Origin of the sequence: Streptomyces flavofungini, from assembly GCF_030388665.1 — a bacterium.
GTDB classification, from domain to species: domain Bacteria; phylum Actinomycetota; class Actinomycetes; order Streptomycetales; family Streptomycetaceae; genus Streptomyces; species Streptomyces flavofungini_A.
This window is the reverse complement of record NZ_CP128846.1, coordinates 8047418-8063346: the sequence shown is the minus strand read 5'-3', so window position 1 is coordinate 8063346 and position 15929 is coordinate 8047418. Positions and strand designations below refer to the sequence as shown.

Genomic DNA, 15929 nt, shown 5'->3' with positions numbered 1-15929 from the left:
GTCCTAGGCCGGTCCGGCCTGGGGCAGGACCACCTCGAAGCAGCAGCCTCCGGAGACGTTGCGTACCGCCGCCCGGCCCTCGTGCGCCTCGACGATGCCGCGCACGATGGCGAGACCCAGGCCCGCGCCCGCCGGGGGCGTACGGGCGTGGGTGCCGCGCCAGCCCGTGTCGAAGACCCGGCCCAGGTCCTCCTCGGGGATGCCGCCGCAGCCGTCCGTCACGGACAGCACGACGCCGTCGTCCGAGCACTCCGCCGCGACGGCGACCGTGCCGTCGGCCGGGGTCCGACGGATCGCGTTGACCAGCAGGTTCCCCAGGACCCTGCTCATCTCCTTGCTGTCCACCTCGATCGGCACCGCGTCGATGCGCCGCCCCACGAGCCGCACGCCGTGCTCCCGCGCCAGCGGGTCCGCCCCGGCGAGCGCGTCCCCCACGAGGTCGTACACGGAGATCCGCGACGGTGACAGGGCGAGGGCGCCCGCGTGGATGCGGGAGAGTTCGAAGAGGTCGCCGACCATGCCGTTCAGGCGCTCCACCTCCGTGCGGATCTGCCGCAGATAGCGGTCGGGCTCCGCCGCCACGCCGTCTTCCAGGGCCTCCGCCATGGCCCGCAGGCCCGCGAGGGGCGTCCGCAGGTCGTGCGAGATCCAGGCGACCAGCTCACGGCGGGAGCTCTCCAGGGCCCGCTCACGCTCCCGGGACTCGGCCAGCCGCGCGCTGGTCGACTCCAGCTCCCGGGTGAGGGCCGCGAGTTCGGCGGTCGCGGGCTCCTCGGGCGCGGCGAAGCTGCCGCCCGTGCCGAAGGAACGGGCCGCGAGCGTCAGCGCCTTGCTGCGGGCCACCACCCACCGGCCGAGCAGCAGCGCGGTGGCCAGCGACACCGCGGCGGCCATGGCGACGACCACGGTGACGACGGTGAGGTCGTGCCGGGACAGGAACATCTGCCAGGCCACGGCCAGCGTCCCGGCGAGCATCGCGGTCACGGCCACGGCGACGACGACGGTCATCGACACGACGAGGGAGCGGTGCCGCAGCAGGCGCAGCAGGAGGGCGCCGAGCAGTCCGGCGGCCACGGCGCCGAGGAAGGCGTAGACGGCGATGAGGAGTATGTCGTTCATGGCTGGGGGGTGGCCTCGCCGGAGTGGGGGTGGGGGGTCGTGACCGCGTGCGCCGAGGGCGCGGGCGGCTTCGGGGTCGCGCCCGCGTCCGCCCCGGGAACCGCGCCCGCACCCGGATCCCCGCCGTCGAGGCGGTACCCGACCCCCCAGACCGTCTGGATCAGCCGCGGCGCCGCCGGGTCGTCCTCCACCTTCCCGCGCAGCCTGCGCACATGGACCGTCACCGTGGACAGGTCGCCGAAGTCCCAGCCCCACACCTCCCGCATCAGCTCCTCCCGGCCGAAGGCCCGCCCGGGGTGGCGCAGGAAGAACGCGAGGAGGTCGAACTCCCGGACCGTCAGCGCGAGTTCGGTGCCGTTCTTGGTGGCGCGGCGGGCCTTGGGGTCGAGGCCGAGGCCCGCTACGCGCAGCAGCGAGCCGCCGGGGTGCGGGCCGGGCGCGGACGCCCGGCTGCGGCGCAGCACGGACTCCACGCGCAGCACCAGCTCGCGCGGGCTGAACGGCTTGGTGACGTAGTCGTCGGCGCCCACCTCGAGGCCCAGGATCCGGTCGTCCTCGTCACCCCGCGCCGTCAGCATGATCACGGGCACGGGCCCCTGTTCCCGGAGCCTGCGGCAGACCTCCAGGCCGTCCATGCCGGGCAGCATCAGGTCGAGCACGACGAGGTCGGGCCGGCGGGCGGCGGCGCGCTCCAGCGCGACCGGTCCGTCCTCCGCCTGCTCCACCTCGTACCCGGCGCGGTTCAGATAGCCGGTGACGACCTCGGCGACGGTGCGGTCGTCGTCCACGACGAGGACGCGGGCGCCGCGCCCCTGGCCTGATCCGGCGCCGACGGCTGCGGGCTCGCGGGCGCCGGGCCGCGAGGGTGGTGTGTCCATGCGACAAGCCTCGCACCACGCGCTCGCGCGCGAGGGCCGGGAGCCGCCGCGGCCCGCGGTCGTCCTCGTTTCGTAAGGACTGGCGGCCCGCTCGCGAGGACGGGCCGCCGCCCGCGAGGACGGGCGGCGGGCGGCTGCGAGGGGCCCGGTGCTTCCCGGTCTGCACCGGTCCGACGTCCGTGTTTCGTAAGGAACCGACGCCCGATTTACCCCTTTTCTCTTCGTAGGGTGAATGCCGTGAACCACACCGCCCCCGATGCCCCAGACGCCCCCGACGCCCACGGCCCGCACGAGGGACCCGGCGCGTCCGCACCCCTGGGCCCCTTCCCGGACCGGGCCGCACCGCCCCCGCCCGCCCCGGCCGACATCGTCCTGCCCTGCCTCGACGAGGCCGCCGCACTGCCGTGGGTGCTCGCGCGCGTCCCCGCGGGCTGGCGCGCCATCGTCGTGGACAACGGTTCCACGGACGGCTCCGCGGAATTGGCGCGCTCGCTCGGCGCGACCGTCGTCCGCGAGCCGCGGCGCGGGTTCGGAGCCGCCTGCCACGCGGGGCTCACCGCGGCGGACGCGGCCGTGGTCTGCTTCTGCGACTGCGACGCGTCCATGGATCCGCGCGAGCTCGAACCGTTCGTACGCGAGGTGGCCGCGGGCCGCGCCGATCTCGTCCTCGGCCGCAGGCGCCCCCAGGCACGCGGCGCCTGGCCCGCCCACGCACGCGCGGGCAACCTCGCGCTCGCCCGGATGCTGCGCCGCCGCACCGGCCTGCACCTGCACGACCTGGGCCCGCTGCGGGCGGCCCGCCGAGCGGACCTGCTCGGCCTGGCCCTGACGGACCGGCGCAGCGGCTATCCGCTGCAGATGGTCATGCGGGCCGCGGACGCGGGCTGGCGGATCGAGGAGCGGGACGTCCCCTATCTGCCGCGCGCGGGCAAGTCGAAGGTCACCGGTACGTGGCGGGGCACCTGGCAGGCGGTGCGCGACATGCGCGACGTACTGGCCGAGCCACCGGGCACGGGAGCGCGGCCGACGCGGGAGGGCTCGACGCGATGACATCCGACCTGACCCCGCCCGGCGCGGCCGCGACGCCCCGCACCGCCCCCGGCCTCGCGCCCGCCCGCACCCTCGGCCTCACCCTCCTGATCATCGCCAAGGCCCCCGTGCCCGGCCGGGTGAAGACCCGGCTCACCCCGCCCTACACGCCCGAGGAGGCCGCCCGGCTCGCCGAGGCCGCCCTGGTGGACACCCTGCGCGTCGCGCTCGCCGTACCCGCGCGGCGGCGTGTGCTCGTCCTCGACGGGGTGCCCGGGGGCTGGCTCCCGGACGGCGTCGAGGTGGTGCCGCAGTGCGCGGGCGGCCTCGACGAACGGCTCGCCGACGCGTTCGGCGTCTGTGCGGGGCCCGCCCTGCTCCTCGGCATGGACACCCCGCAGGTCTCCCCCGAACTGCTCGCGCCCGCGCTCGCGGTGGACGCCTGGCGCACCGCCGACGCGTGGTTCGGCCCGGCGGCGGACGGCGGGTTCTGGGCCCTTGGCCTGGCCGCGCCCGATCCCGGGCTGCTCCGGGGCGTGCCGATGTCCACGCCGACGACGGGCGCCGTCCAGCGGGCCCGCCTCACCGCCGCGGGCCTGCGCGTGCGCGACCTACCGGTGCTGCGGGACGTCGACACGGCGGCCGACGCGGCGGCGGTCGCGGCGGCCGCTCCGGGCACCCGGTTCGCGGGGGAGCTCGCCCGCCTGGCCGGGGCCGGGCGCCGATGAGCACGGTCGTGCCGCCCTCGGAGGCGGCCCCCTCGTGGTGCGCGGGTCCGTACGCCGACGCGCTGCGTGCCGGGCGCGGCCCGCTGTTCCTGCGCCGTACGGACGGCTGGCTGCTGCCGCTGGACGTGGAGCGCTGGTGCGCGGCACCCGACCCGGCCGACCTGTCGGCGCTGCGCCGGTGCGCGGGTCCCGTCCTCGACATCGGCTGCGGCCCGGGCCGTCTGGTGGCCGCGCTCGCCGCCCGTGGCCGGCGCGCGCTCGGCATCGACGTGAGCGAGGCGGCCGTCCGGCACACGACGGGTCTCGGCGGCGCGGCGCTGCGCCGGTCGGTGTTCGAGACGCTGCCGGGCGAGGGGCGCTGGGGCACCGCGCTGCTCATGGACGGCAACATCGGCATCGGCGGCGACCCCGCCGCGCTGCTCGCGCGGGTGGCCGAACTCCTGGCGCCGGGCGGGCTCCTGATCGCCGAGACCGCGCCCGTCGACATCGACGAGCGGGTGCGGGTGCACCTCGACGACGGCCGAGGGCTCGCCGACCCCGGCGAGACGTTCCCGTGGGCGCGGATCGGCACGCCCGCGCTGGTCGGTCACGCTCGCGCGGCGGGCTGGCAGGTCGTCGATCAGTGGTCGTCGGACGGCCGCCGCTTCGTGGCGCTGCGCAACGGGGATCCGAGCGACGCGGCCGACGGACGCGCGGCACGGGGCGCACTGGGGGCGCGCCGGGCCCGCGCCGCGCACACCCCCGCACCCCGCGCGACTCCCCTCCGCACCACCCCGGCCCCCGCGCCCCCACCGGGCATCACCCCCGGCCCGCCTCCCGCCCCGACCGGGACGCCGACGACGACACCGACCACGCGCGGAGCGCGCACCACAGCGCCGACCCCGCGAACAGGGCCGCCGTCACGAGCAGCCAGCGCGTCAGGAACACGTCGGCGGGCAGCGTCGTCGACCGTTCGTAGCGCGGGACCTGACGGGTGATCAGCGGGTACCAGACGAGCAGGAGCAACAGCGAGAGCGCCGCCGGGACGCGGATGAACATCGTCCGCTCCCGGCGGCCGCCGTCGCGGCCGCCGACGAGTGCCGTCACCGCGCGGTCGAGAGCCGCGTACACCGGCACCAGGACCAGGTCGTGCAGCAGCGCCGCGCCCACGAACCACACCGTGACCATGACCCAGTCGTCGGCGAGCAGCCGCACGCCCGCGTAGAGCGCGAGCGCGAAGGAGGCGAGCAGCAGCAAGAGGTGGAGCGGGCCCTCCCCGTACCAGCGCCGCAGGAGGGCCGTCGGCCGGGGAGGGGCGGGCACGTGCTTCATCACAGTTCTCCGAAGGTCAGCCGGGACACCCATTTGGTGTTCAGTACGCCGGGCGCGGCGGGCACGATGACGCGGGCCGGGTAGCCGTGGTCCGGCGTCAGGTCGGCGCCGTTGACGCGCAGCGCGAGCAGGGAGCGGGGGTCGCGCACCTGGTTGTCGCGCAGGGCCGCCTTGCGGAAGGCGCCCCGGAGCTGGAGGGATTCCACGAGGACGCCGGGCGCGTGGTCCTCGTACCCGGCGAGCGCGGCGAGGTCCCGCAGCCGTACGCCGCTCCACGCCTGGTCGGAGGTCGACCAGCCCTCGACGCAGGCGATGGGCAGGTCGGCGGTGTGCTGGGCGAGGTCGAGCAGGTCGGCGCGGGTCAGGCGCAGGGTGCGGCCGGGGCCCGCGACGACGAGCCGCCAGGACGCGCCGGTGCGGTCGGGGCCGACGCCGACGGAGCGGGCGGTCTTGTTGATCTGGAAGGCGCCGGGCCCCCGGCCCGGTTCGGCGCCGCCGTGCGGGGCGAACAGCGCGGTGGCGCGCGGCCATCCGTCGAAGCTCTGTCCCGCCGTCGTCGCGAACAGCAGCAGCGAGCCACCGCCGACGAGGCCGAGCGCGCCGCGCCGGGACACGGTGGGCTCGGCGGGCCGGGGCGAGGCGAGCCCGGCCGCGTCCTCGGGCCCACGCCCGGAACCCCCGCTCGCCCCGCCCTCGCGGGCCCCGTCCGCCCCGCGCCCCTCGTGCGTACGCAGCCGCTCGCGCAGCCCGCCCGCGCGCAGCACCCGCACCGTCTGCGGCAGCTTCAGCGCGGCGTGCGCGACGAAGGCGGCGAAGAACACCCACGCGCCGTAGAAGTGCAGCGGGTAGAACGATCCGGGGAAGACGTACTCCAGCTGGACGTTGAGGACGCCGGTCGCGAACACGAAGAGCGCGCCGCCCACGAGCAGCAGCAGCGAGAGCCGTTCCAGGGCGTGGCCGAGGGACCGCGCGGGCGGCAGCGCGAAGAGCCTGGGGAGCACCGACCACAGCTTGGCGAGGAGCACCGGGATCAGGGTGATCCCGACGGTGACGTGCAGGCCCTGGGTGAGCCGGTACAGCCAGTGCGGGTCGGTGGGCCAGGCGAAGAGGTAGAGACCGAGCAGGCCCTTGTCGGGTGTCTTGTCGTTGACCGGCGCGAGGCCGGGGTTGTACGCGGCGTAGGACAGCAGGCCGGTGACGAACAGGAGGGTCATCCCGAACAGGAGCACCGTGCCGAGCACGGCGGTGAACCACGTCCCGCGCAGCGGGCTGCGCCAGAAGCCGGGCGCCGACGGCGCGTGCTCCTCGATCTTCGCCGACGCTTCTCGGAGCGCGGTCCGAAGGCGGGTCCTGCGGGAAGGTGGGGGTGCGTCACGCATGCTGCGTCCTCAGCGGTCCACGCGACGTGGGTCCGTCGCCCTGTCCCGACCGTAAGCCGCGCGACCTGCGGTTCGGCGTCCGCGACTCATGACGAAACGCTGACGTGGCGCATCGGTGCCACAAGATCTGACGGTTCGGTGACGCGGGCCCGCGGACACGCCGTCCGCCGCCTCGGGCGCCCTACCGTGCCAAGGGTGAACCACCCCGAACCACGCCCGCCCCACCCGCCCCGGCCCGCCCCACGCCGGTCCGGCCCCCGCCGTGACCTCCTCGCCGCCGCCCTCGCCGCCCTCCTCGTCACCGCGGCCGTCCTCATCGGCCGCTACCTGGAGACCCACGACGGCAGCCTGCACGTCAACTGGCCACCCCTGTACGCGAAATGGAACCCCCACCTGGGCCCGGGCACCCCGGCCGCCCTCGCCGTGGCCGCGGCCGTCGTCCTGCACGGCCCCGCGCTCGCCGCGCGCCTGCCCTGGCGGGCACTCCTCGCCGCCGCGTGGGCGGGCTCCACCGCGTGGATCTGGTCCCTGGCCCTGGTCGACGGCTGGCACCGCGGCGTCGCCGAGCGCCTCACCACGAAGTACGAGTACCTGCGGGTGATCGACCGGTTCGACGACATCCCGGCGGCGCTGCGGGACTTCACGCAGCACATCGTGCAGGTGCCCGGCGAGTACCACTGGCCCGCGCACACCGCGGGCCATCCGCCCGCCGCGCCGCTGACCTTCGTCCTCCTGGACCGGGTCGGCCTGGGCGGCGGCGGGTGGGCGGGCGCGTTCGTCATCACGGCGGGCGGCACGGCGGTCCTTGCCGTGCTGCTCACGGTGCGGGCGCTCGCGGACGAGGCGACGGCCCGCCGTGCGGCGCCGTTCCTGGTGCTCGCGCCCGCCGCCGTCTGGATGGGCGCGTCGGCGGACGGCTACTTCGCGGCGGTCACGGCCTGGATGACGGCGCTGCTCGCGCTGGCGGCGACGCGCACGACCCGCCGCCCCGCCCTCGCCGCCACCGGCTCCGGCCTGCTGTTCGGCCTGACCTGCTACCTGTCGTACGGCCTGACGCTCTTCGCCCTGGTCGCCGCCGGTGTCGTGCTCGTCGCCCGGACGGCGCGCCCGCTGCCGTGGTTCGTGGCGGGCGCGGCGGTGGTGCCGCTGGTGTTCACGGCGTTCGGCTTCGACTGGTGGGAGGCGTACCGCCTGTTGGTGGACCGCTACTACCAGGGCGCGGCGGGCGTGCGGCCGTACTGGTACTGGGTGTGGGCCAATCCGGCCTGCACGGTGGTCGTCGTCGGGCTCGCGACGGTGGCGGGTCTGCGGCGCACGCTCACGGCGGCACCGGGCGCGGTGCGCCGCTGGCGCAGCCGGGACACCACGGCGGCCGACCGCCTCGTGGGCCTGGTCCTCGCGGCCCTGTTCGCGGTCGCCGTCGCGGACCTGTCCGGCATGAGCAAGGCGGAGACGGAGCGCATCTGGCTGCCGTTCGCGCTCTTCCTGCTGCCCGCGGCGGCGCTGCTTCCGCGCCCGTCCGCGCGGGCGTGGCTGACGGCGCAGGCGGTGCTTGCCCTCGCCGTCAACCACCTCCTGTTCACCGGCTGGTGAGCCCGGCGGGGGCCGGGCGCGGCCGGGGTCGGATGCGGCCGGGGTCAGACGCGGTCGGTGATCCGCTCCAGCGGTACGAACTTGAAGTTCTGGTTGCCGCTGGAGCCCGGGGCGCCGTTGGAGCCGTCCTGGCAGACGAACACGCCCTGGGGGAAGGCGGAGCCGAGGCCCGTGGCGGTGGCGTCGATGCCGTCGGTGTCCTCACAGTCGTCGGCGGCGGTGCCGGACGCGACGCCGAAGCGGCCGAGGTAGGCGCCGCTGGTCCGGTCGTACGCGGTGAAGTCGTCGCTGCCCTGCAAGGAGACGAAGAGGCGGTTCCCGGCGGCGGCGATGCCCTCGGTGTCGGCGGTGAGGTGGCCGGCGGAGCCGGTGGAGTCGAGCTTGGTGCGGGCGGTCCCGGCGCCCGGCTCGGCGCCGTACACCCACACGCCGACGTCCTCCTCGCCGAGGTACAGCTTGCCGGTGCGCTCGTCCGCGTAGCAGCCCTCGACGGCCGACCCGGAGTCGAAGAGCCGCACGGAGGTCGCCTTCACCGTGTCGCCGCTGACGGCGAGTTCCCACTGCTCGACCCGGCCGGAGGTGGAGTTCGGGTAGGCGTACAGCTTCCCTGACCGCGGGGAGGTGTAGAGGCAGATGCCGTGCGCGGTGACCTCGGTCGGCACGTCCTTGAGGTGCTTGATCCGCCGCGTGGCCGGGTCGATGCGGTACACGCGCATCGCGCCGTCGCCGCCCGCCGCCTCGTCGTCCGCGGACACGACGACGTTCCCGCGCACGTCGACGTTGTTGCCGTGGCCCCCGTCGACCCGCTGGATCCGCGCGCCCTTGAGGTCGTACACCTCGAGCGCGCCCTTCTTGTCCGTGCCCACCACGACGGACTCCGCCGGGTCGCCCGGGTGCACCCAGATCGCCGGGTCGTCGGCGGCGTCCCCGCTGTGCGAGACCGGCGCGGTCTCCACCGTCGCGGTCACGTCGAAGTCCGCGGCGGCCCGTCCGACCGTGCGCCCGACGCCTGCCCGCGCGCCCTCGCCTCCGCCCTTCAGGCATGCGTCCCCGCGAGCGCCTCCTCCCCCGCGCACACCGCCGCCCACGCCCGCGCCGCCAGCATCTTGCGGTCGTGCCCGTGCAGCGGCGCGTGCGCGGTGACCCGCACCGTGAGGCCCCGCGCCACGGCCACCCGCCGCAGCGACCCCCCAAACCCCTCGTCCGCGAGGAACGCCGCCGCCGTACTGGCCGCACCGCCCTGCCGGTACGCCACCGTTACCGGCCGCACCGGCACGCCCGCGTCCACCGCCGCCTGGAACGCGGCCCGCCGGAACCTCCCGGAGCCCACCGAGCACCACGTGGTGGCCTGCGGGAACACGAGGACCGAACGGCCTGACGCCAGTGTCTTGGCCAACTCGCCGACCATCAGGGGCAGTTCCCGCCGCCCGCCCTCGCGGTCGATGAACTGCGTGCCCAGGCGGCGGGCGAGCGTGCCGACCACGGGCCACCGCCCGATCTCCCGCTTGGCCACGAAGGACACCGGCTCGACCGCGAGCAACGCGACGACGTCCAGCCACGAGATGTGGTTCGCCACGATCAGCGTGCCGGTGTCGGTGCCCGGCACGCTCAGCGGCGCGAGGGCCGCCTCCAGGTCGACGCCGAGCGCCCGCAGGACCCGCCGCGCCTGGACGCGCGGCGCCGTGTCCCCGGCGAGGCGTTCGCCGAGGAGCAGGCTGCGCCCGAGCTCCCGGGCGACGGCCGCGTACCTGAGCGCCTCCTCGGCGGGACCGACCCGGGTCTCGGGCCAGGCGGCGCAGGCCCGCGGACAACCCGCGTCCACGGCCCAGGGGTTCACGCGCCCCTCCCGGGCGCGGCGGGGCCACGCTCGGCGTCGCCGAGGAAGAACCGGCGGTGCCGGTCGCTCAGGCGCTCGGTGTCGAGCAGCACGAAGAAGTCGGCGGAGTCGAACTCCGGGTCGTGCGCGGGCGCCCCGCACATCCAGGCGCCGAGGCGCAGATAGCCCCGCAGGAGCGGCGGCAGGTCGGCGTAGCTCGGGCGGTGTCCGGCGCGCTCGCCGGGCGTCCAGGGGCGGTGCGGGTGCACGCGCAGTTCGGGCGGCGAGACGTGCTTGGCGGTGCCGAGCAGCCAGGCGCTCGCGGCCGCGGTGCCGCCGTCGGCGAGCGGCACGGAGGCGCAGCCCGCGAGGTAGCGGTGGCCGGAGAGCAGGACGTAGCGGGCGAGGGCCGACCACATCAGGTTGATCACGGCGCCGGAGCGGTGGCCCGGGTGCACGCAGGAGCGCCCGGCCTCGACGGTGGCGGAGCGCAGCGGGCGCAGCGCCGAGAGGTCGAACTCGCCGTCGGAGTAGGAGTGTTCGGCGCGCCCGGGCGGGATCAGGCGGTAGGTGCCGACGATGTCGCCGCTGGTGGTGTCGGTGATGATCAGGTGGTCCGCGAGGGCGTCGAACGCGTCGATGTCGTGTCCGGGCAGGGAGGTGTCGAGCGTGGCGCCCATCTCCTCGCCGAAGACCTGGAAGCGCAGCCGCTGGGCGGCCCGGATCTGCTCCTCGGAGTCGGCGATGGAGGGGACGTAGCGGGGGGCGTCGGGGGTGGACGGGGCCCCGGGGGCGGGAGCGGTGGCCGGGGCGCCGGGGGCGGCCGGGGTCGCGGGGGCGGGCGTGAGGGGTGTCGCGGGCATGACACGTTCTCCGTTCGATGGGGGCGGGCGGGGAGTCCGCTGAAACCGACGGGCGGGAGTGACAGGAGCGGGGAGGAAGAAGAGAGGGAAGCGGGGGAAGCGGGGGAAGCGGGGCGACACGAGGGAAGCGAAGGGAGTGCGGCGATGCGGTGGTGCGGGTGAGCGTGCGGCCGACTGCGGGAAAGGCGCCTGTTCAGCACGGTGACCGCCCTGGCTGAACTGCGCACAAGGTGCGCGAGACCGATCGTGCCGACCCTCGTGAGCATCAGGTGAACGGCAGTGGTCGCGCCCCGGCCCGCGCCTTTGGTACGGCCGCCGCGCCCCGGCCCGCGCCCCCGGGTACGGTCGTCGCACGCCGGGCGGCCGATCGCGTCCGGCGCGGCCACGGGAGGGGCGTACCGCATGATGGGCAGCAAGCAGTTGAAGATCGGCCTGCGGGTCAAGGATCTCCAGGTCTCCGGCGACCTCTACTTGAAGCTCGGCTTCCGCGAGTTGCCGAACGACGAGCAGCCGCACCTGCGCTATCTCACCTTCGGCCACACCTGGCTGATCCTGACGGCCCGGGACGCGCACGGGTACTACGACGAGGAGCGCGGCGCGGCGGCCCGCCGTGGCCCGCTCGGCCTCGGCTTCACGCTGGCCGTGCCGACGCCCGACCTCGACGCGGCCCACGCCCTGTGGCGCGCCGAGGGCCTGCCGGTGCTCACGGAGCCCGAGGACACGGACTGGGCGCGGGTCTTCGTGGGCCTGGACCCGGACGGCTACGAGGTGTCGTTCGAGCAGTTCCACGAGGAGTACCGCGGGACGAGGGGCTGAGGGGCCGTGCCGCACCCGCTGCCGCTCGCCGGCATCACGGTCCTCAGCCTGGAGCAGGCCGTCGCCGCGCCCTTCGCGACCCGTCAGCTCGCCGACCTCGGCGCCCGGGTGATCAAGGTGGAGCGCCCCGGCGGGGGCGACTTCGCGCGCCGCTACGACACCACCGTGCACGGCGAGGCCAGCTATTTCGTGTGGCTGAACCGCTCCAAGGAGTCACTCACGCTGGATGTGAAGTCGACGCAAGGGCAGCAGGTCCTGCGTGAACTCCTCGCGGGCGCCGACGTGTTCGTGCAGAACCTCGCGCCGGGCGCGGCCGACCGCCTCGGTCTCGCGGCGGCGGACCTCCAGGCCCGCCACCCCTCCCTGGTCACCTGCACGGTCAGCGGGTACGGCACCAGCGGCTCCTGGGCGGACCGCAAGGCGTACGACATGCTCCTGCAGTGCCAGACCGGTCTGCTCTCGCTCACGGGAACGCCCGCGGAGGCCGTGCGGGTCGGGATATCGGTGGCCGACATAGCGGCGGGGATGTACGCCTACAGCGGCATCCTGTCGGCCCTGTTCACCCGCGCGACGACGGGCCGGGCGCCCGCCGTGGAAGTCTCCCTCTTCGACGCGCTCGCCGAGTGGATGAGCCAGCCCGCGTACTACACGCGGTACGGCGGCACACAGCCCCCGCGCGTCGGCGCCCGCCACGCCACGGTGGCGCCGTACGGCGTGTTCACCGCGGCCGACGGCAAGGAGGTGCTGCTCTCCGTGCAGAACGAGCCGGAGTGGGCGGCGCTCTGCGAGGACTTCCTGGGGCGGCCGGAGCTGACGACCGACCCGCGCTTCGCCGACGGATCGGCGCGGGTGGCGCACCGTGAGGAGCTGGACGCGGTGATCCAGGCCCGGTTCGCGGAGCTGACCGGCGAGGAGGCGGCGGCGCTGCTCGACGCCGCGAAGATCGCCAACGCGGGCGTCAACTCCGTCCCGGACTTCCTCGACCACCCGGCGCTCACCGAGCGCGGCCGCTGGCGCGACGTGGTCCTGCCGGGCGCGGCGCCCGACGTCCAGGCGCTCGTTCCGCCCGCCGACCTCTCCGGGGTGAGCCCGCGCATGGACCCGGTGCCGGGCGTGGGCGAGCACACGGAGAGGATCCTGGCCGAACTCGGCCGGGATGCGGCGGACATCGAGCGGATGCGGGCCGAGGGCGTCATCTCCTAGGGCCCGGAGGCGTGTTGGGCCTGCCCCCCCATGGAGGCCGGGGAACGCGCCCCGCCTCGCGCGCCCCACCCCCGTCAGACGCCGAGCCCCTCGATCACCGTCGCGTTCGGCAGCCCCGCGAACACCTTGCCCGGCACGATCAGCTTGCCGCGTCGGCCGCCGCTGCCGACCAGGACGTACGGCAGGTCCGCCACCGCGGCGTCGACCAGCAGCGGCCAGGTGTCGGGCAGGCCGATGGGGGTGATGCCGCCGTACTCCATGCCGGTCTCGCCGACGGCGGTCTCCATCGGCGCGAACGACGCCTTGCGGGCGCCCAGTCGGCGCCGCACGACGCCGTTGACGTCCACGCGCGCCTCCGACAGGACCAGGCACGCGGCGAGCGTCGTCTCGCCCCCGCGCTTCCCGGCGACGATGACGCAGTTCGCGGACTGGGAGAACAGTTCGGGGCCGTAGTGCTCCACGAACGTGGCCGTGTCGGCCCACCGCGGGTCGGTGTCGACGTGGATCAACTCCTCGACGGGAACGTCCCCGCTCCAGCCGCGGACAGCGGCGGCGACGGGGGCGACAAGGAGGTCGAGGGCTTCCGGGGCGGGGCGTACCGCGTCGAAGTCACCAAGAGGAGCGCGCATGGCCGCACCGTAACGCAGGGCGCGGGCGCACGGGCAAGGAGGGCGGCGGATCAGTACGCGCCCGCGTGGGCCGGAGGCACCGAGACCGCCATCGTCATCTCGACCGGCTCCGCGCCCTTGTTGTGGTAGCCGTGCGCCACATTGGCCTCGAACGACGCCGCCGATCCGGCCGCCACCAGGTGCTCCTCGCCGTCCACGACCAGCGTCAGCTCGCCGGACCTGACGTGCAGCAGTTCCATCGTCCCCGGCGGGTGCGCGTCGGAGTCGCTGCCGTCACCCGGCGACAGGTGCCACGTCCACAGCTCGAAGGGCCCGCGCGACTCGGTGCCGACCAGGAGCGTCGTGCTGCTGCCCGCCTCCGTGGACCACATCCGCACGGCCTGCTCGGGCGGGACGAGTCGCACGTGCGGACCCTGTTCGTAGTCGAGCAGGGTGGTGATGCTGACGCCGAGCGCGTCCGCGAGCTTGACCGTGATGCCCACGGAGGGGTTCGTGCGGGCCTGCTCGATCTGGATGATCATGCCTCGGCTGACGCCCGCGCGGGCCGCGAGCGCGTCGAGCGTGAAGTTCCGTTCGGTGCGCCAGCGCTTGAGGTTGCGCGCGAGCGACTGGGTCAGCTGGTCGAGGTCCGACACATTCCGTCCAATATTTTGGATGACAGAGTTCACTGTACTGAACTACGGTGTGGTGCACCTGAGGGTTCCCGAAGGTTCACCACACTGTACTGCGAGGCTTCCTCATGACGGGACTGACAGCACTGTTCGCCCTGGCCACCAGCTTGCTCTGGGGCCTCGCCGACTTCGGCGGCGGACTGCTGACCCGACGCCTCCCCGCGCTCACGGTGGTCGTCGCCTCCCAGTGCGTGGCGGTCGTCGTCCTCGGCGTGATCGTGGTCTCCACCGGCGCCTGGAGCGCGTGGGGCCCGCAGCTGTGGTTCGCGGTCGGCGCCGGACTCATCGGCCCGGTCGCGATGCTCGCCTTCTACAAGGCCCTCGCGCTCGGCCCGATGGGCGTCGTCTCACCGCTCGGCTCGCTCGGCGTGGCCGTGCCGGTGGGCGTCGGGCTGATGCTGGGCGAGCGTCCTGGCCTCGGGCAGTTCGCGGGCATCGCGGTGGCCGTCGCGGGCATCGTCCTCGCGGGCGGCCCGGAGCTGCGCGGCGCCCCGGTGCAGCGGCAGGCGGTGCTCCTGACGCTCCTCGCCGCCTTCGGCTTCGGCGCGGTCATGGCCCTCATCGCGGAGGCGTCGACCACGGTCACCGGCCTGTTCCTCGCGCTGTTCGTGCAGCGCGTGACCAACGTGGTCGCGGGCGGCACGGCGCTGTACGTCTCCGTGCGACGGGGCGGCGCGGCGCTCCCCGAGGGCCAGGGCATGCGCGTGATCCGGTCCGCGCTGCCCGCGCTCGCCTTCGTGGGCCTCGCGGACGTCGCCGCCAACGGAACGTACGCGATCGCGGCCCAGCGCGGTCCCGTCACCGTCGCCGCCGTGCTCGCCTCGCTCTACCCGGTCGTGACGGCGCTCGCGGCGCGCGGCGTCCTCAAGGAACGGCTGCGCGGGGTGCAGGCCGCGGGGGCGGGCCTCGCGCTGGTGGGCACGGTGCTCCTGGCGACGGGCTGAGCCACGGCCCCGCGCCCCTTCGGGGGCGCCACCGGGACCGCTCAGACGTTCCCCTCGACCTCGGCCAGCCGCGCCACCTCCAGGTCGCTCAACTCACCCAGCGCGAGGAGCTGTTCCGGCGTGACGCCCTCCGGGATCGGCACCGGCGCGGGCGTACGCAGCGGCGGCTCCCAGCCCCGCTCCGCGCACCACGTCCGCACGACCCGCGCGGGCGCCCCGGCCACCACCGCGTGGTCGGGCACCTCGCCCCGCACCACCGCGCCCGCGGCCACCACCACGTTGCGGCCGAGCCGGGCCCCGGGCAGGATCACGGCGCCGGTGCCGACCCAGCAGCCGGGTCCGATCTCGACGGGCTCCATCCGCGGCCACTGCTTGCCGATCGGCGTGTGGGGGTCGTCGTACGAATGGTTCGTCGAGGTCACGTACACATACGGACCGAAGTAGCAGTCGTCGCCGATGGTCACCGTCGTGTCCGCGATGACGTGGCTGCCGCGGCCGAGCACCACGCCGTCGCCGATGCGCAGGATCGGGTCCGGGCCGAGGTCGAGGTCGGGCATCAACCCGGCGGTCAGCGTGACCTGCTCGCCGACGATGCAGTGCGCGCCGAGCCGGATCCAGGGCGCCCCGAAGACCGTGCCCTGCGGGAAGGCGAGCCGGGTGCCCTCGCCGATCGCGCCGAACCGCAGCCGCCCCGGCCGCCGCGCGGTGACGGCACCGGTGCGCTGCACCCAGTCCCACCCGGCGTGGACGGCGCGCTGCGCCGCGCCGCGCCGCCAGGCGGCCAGCGATGAGAACACGTTCTTGTTCCTGGGCACCCGCTCACGTTACTCAGCCGGGCGCGCGCCGAGCACACCGAGGTCCTGTGATCTTCACCCCACGCGGCGGCGAGCGCCCCGCCGTCCCGTACGGTTCGCTCAGGCGCGACACGGGGACGACGACGCGACAACCCC

General features: G+C 75.3%; 16 protein-coding genes and 1 pseudogene. 7 read left to right on the top strand and 10 right to left on the bottom strand.

All coding sequences use genetic code 11. The features are described 5' to 3' along the window. Positions 1–3: 3 nt before the first annotated feature. Both QUY26_RS34740 and QUY26_RS34735 read right to left on the bottom strand, forming a co-directional pair. Entirely contained in the window at positions 4–1119 is a 1116-nt protein-coding gene (locus QUY26_RS34740) for a sensor histidine kinase (protein WP_289953729.1), read from the bottom strand. Then, the gene (locus tag QUY26_RS34735) at positions 1116–1997 is read right to left on the bottom strand and encodes a response regulator transcription factor (RefSeq protein WP_289953727.1); all 882 of its coding nucleotides are present in this window, start codon (positions 1995–1997) and stop codon (positions 1116–1118) included. The genes QUY26_RS34740 and QUY26_RS34735 overlap by 4 nt, the downstream gene beginning before the upstream one ends. Positions 1998–2312: 315 nt before the next feature. Here QUY26_RS34735 and QUY26_RS34730 point away from each other — a divergent pair, with 315 nt between their 5' ends. The 3 genes and pseudogenes from QUY26_RS34730 to QUY26_RS34720 all read left to right on the top strand — a co-directional run. After that, complete coding sequence (locus tag QUY26_RS34730) at positions 2313–3047, top strand: glycosyltransferase family 2 protein (RefSeq protein WP_289956295.1); 735 nt, start codon at positions 2313–2315, stop codon at positions 3045–3047. Next, positions 3044–3754 (top strand): TIGR04282 family arsenosugar biosynthesis glycosyltransferase, encoded by a 711-nt coding sequence (locus QUY26_RS34725; protein ID WP_289953725.1) that lies wholly within the window; start codon positions 3044–3046, stop codon positions 3752–3754. The genes QUY26_RS34730 and QUY26_RS34725 overlap by 4 nt, the downstream gene beginning before the upstream one ends. Next, a pseudogene (locus tag QUY26_RS34720) lies at positions 3751–4417 on the top strand (methyltransferase domain-containing protein); the annotation flags it as partial. The gene QUY26_RS34725 and the pseudogene QUY26_RS34720, both read left to right, overlap by 4 nt. Positions 4418–4552: 135 nt before the next feature. Here the strand turns inward: QUY26_RS34720 and QUY26_RS34715 are convergent. Beyond that, positions 4553–5065 carry a hypothetical protein gene (locus tag QUY26_RS34715; protein ID WP_289953724.1) on the bottom strand — a complete coding sequence of 171 codons (513 nt, stop codon included), beginning with the start codon at positions 5063–5065 and terminating at the stop codon, positions 4553–4555. Beyond that, positions 5065–6444, bottom strand: a complete 1380-nt coding sequence (locus tag QUY26_RS34710; RefSeq protein ID WP_289953722.1) for a molybdopterin-dependent oxidoreductase — start codon at positions 6442–6444, stop codon at positions 5065–5067. The genes QUY26_RS34715 and QUY26_RS34710 overlap by 1 nt, the downstream gene beginning before the upstream one ends. A 195-nt stretch (positions 6445–6639) precedes the next feature. Between QUY26_RS34710 and QUY26_RS34705 the strand changes: the two genes are divergently transcribed. Further along, positions 6640–8037, top strand: coding sequence for a hypothetical protein (locus QUY26_RS34705; RefSeq protein ID WP_289953721.1), 1398 nt, complete (start codon positions 6640–6642; stop codon positions 8035–8037). A gap of 44 nt (positions 8038–8081) precedes the next feature. Here the strand turns inward: QUY26_RS34705 and QUY26_RS34700 are convergent, their stop codons facing one another. From QUY26_RS34700 to QUY26_RS34690, 3 genes are read right to left on the bottom strand one after another with little or no spacing between them, the layout of a single operon-like run. Next, the gene (locus QUY26_RS34700) at positions 8082–9113 is read right to left on the bottom strand and encodes a phytase (protein ID WP_289953718.1); all 1032 of its coding nucleotides are present in this window, start codon (positions 9111–9113) and stop codon (positions 8082–8084) included. Then, a complete protein-coding gene (locus QUY26_RS34695; protein ID WP_289953716.1) occupies positions 9074–9874 on the bottom strand; it encodes a lysophospholipid acyltransferase family protein in 801 nt (266 codons plus the stop codon). Before QUY26_RS34695 ends, QUY26_RS34700 begins: the two co-directional genes overlap by 40 nt. Next, entirely contained in the window at positions 9871–10716 is an 846-nt protein-coding gene (locus QUY26_RS34690; RefSeq protein WP_289953713.1) for a GNAT family N-acetyltransferase, read from the bottom strand. Before QUY26_RS34690 ends, QUY26_RS34695 begins: the two co-directional genes overlap by 4 nt. A gap of 402 nt (positions 10717–11118) precedes the next feature. Here QUY26_RS34690 and QUY26_RS34685 point away from each other — a divergent pair, with 402 nt between their 5' ends. Together QUY26_RS34685 and QUY26_RS34680 are read left to right on the top strand one after the other, a co-directional pair. Next, complete coding sequence (locus QUY26_RS34685) at positions 11119–11532, top strand: VOC family protein (protein WP_289953711.1); 414 nt, start codon at positions 11119–11121, stop codon at positions 11530–11532. A gap of 6 nt (positions 11533–11538) precedes the next feature. Further along, positions 11539–12735, top strand: coding sequence for a CaiB/BaiF CoA transferase family protein (locus tag QUY26_RS34680; protein ID WP_289953708.1), 1197 nt, complete (start codon positions 11539–11541; stop codon positions 12733–12735). 74 nt (positions 12736–12809) lie between these two features. Here the strand turns inward: QUY26_RS34680 and QUY26_RS34675 are convergent, their stop codons facing one another. Then, positions 12810–13364 carry a YbaK/EbsC family protein gene (locus tag QUY26_RS34675; RefSeq protein WP_289953706.1) on the bottom strand — a complete coding sequence of 185 codons (555 nt, stop codon included), beginning with the start codon at positions 13362–13364 and terminating at the stop codon, positions 12810–12812. 50 nt (positions 13365–13414) lie between these two features. Further along, positions 13415–13999 (bottom strand): helix-turn-helix domain-containing protein, encoded by a 585-nt coding sequence (locus QUY26_RS34670; protein WP_289956293.1) that lies wholly within the window; start codon positions 13997–13999, stop codon positions 13415–13417. Positions 14000–14112: 113 nt separating this feature from the next. Here QUY26_RS34670 and QUY26_RS34665 point away from each other — a divergent pair, with 113 nt between their 5' ends. Beyond that, on the top strand, positions 14113–14979 hold the full coding sequence (locus tag QUY26_RS34665) for a DMT family transporter (protein WP_289956291.1): 867 nt from the start codon (positions 14113–14115) through the stop codon (positions 14977–14979). Between the two features lie 41 nt (positions 14980–15020). Here the strand turns inward: QUY26_RS34665 and QUY26_RS34660 are convergent, their stop codons facing one another. Next, positions 15021–15794, bottom strand: a complete 774-nt coding sequence (locus tag QUY26_RS34660; protein ID WP_289953705.1) for an acyltransferase — start codon at positions 15792–15794, stop codon at positions 15021–15023. Positions 15795–15929: the final 135 nt, after the last annotated feature.

Coding starts and splice junctions, on each gene's coding strand:
- QUY26_RS34740 (WP_289953729.1), bottom strand. CDS start 1,119: ATGAACGACATACTCCTCATCGCCGTCTACGCCTTCCTCGGCGCCGTG.
- QUY26_RS34735 (WP_289953727.1), bottom strand. CDS start 1,997: ATGGACACACCACCCTCGCGGCCCGGCGCCCGCGAGCCCGCAGCCGTC.
- QUY26_RS34725 (WP_289953725.1), top strand. CDS start 3,044: ATGACATCCGACCTGACCCCGCCCGGCGCGGCCGCGACGCCCCGCACC.
- QUY26_RS34715 (WP_289953724.1), bottom strand. CDS start 5,065: ATGAAGCACGTGCCCGCCCCTCCCCGGCCGACGGCCCTCCTGCGGCGC.
- QUY26_RS34710 (WP_289953722.1), bottom strand. CDS start 6,444: ATGCGTGACGCACCCCCACCTTCCCGCAGGACCCGCCTTCGGACCGCG.
- QUY26_RS34690 (WP_289953713.1), bottom strand. CDS start 10,716: ATGCCCGCGACACCCCTCACGCCCGCCCCCGCGACCCCGGCCGCCCCC.
- QUY26_RS34685 (WP_289953711.1), top strand. CDS start 11,119: ATGATGGGCAGCAAGCAGTTGAAGATCGGCCTGCGGGTCAAGGATCTC.
- QUY26_RS34675 (WP_289953706.1), bottom strand. CDS start 13,364: ATGCGCGCTCCTCTTGGTGACTTCGACGCGGTACGCCCCGCCCCGGAA.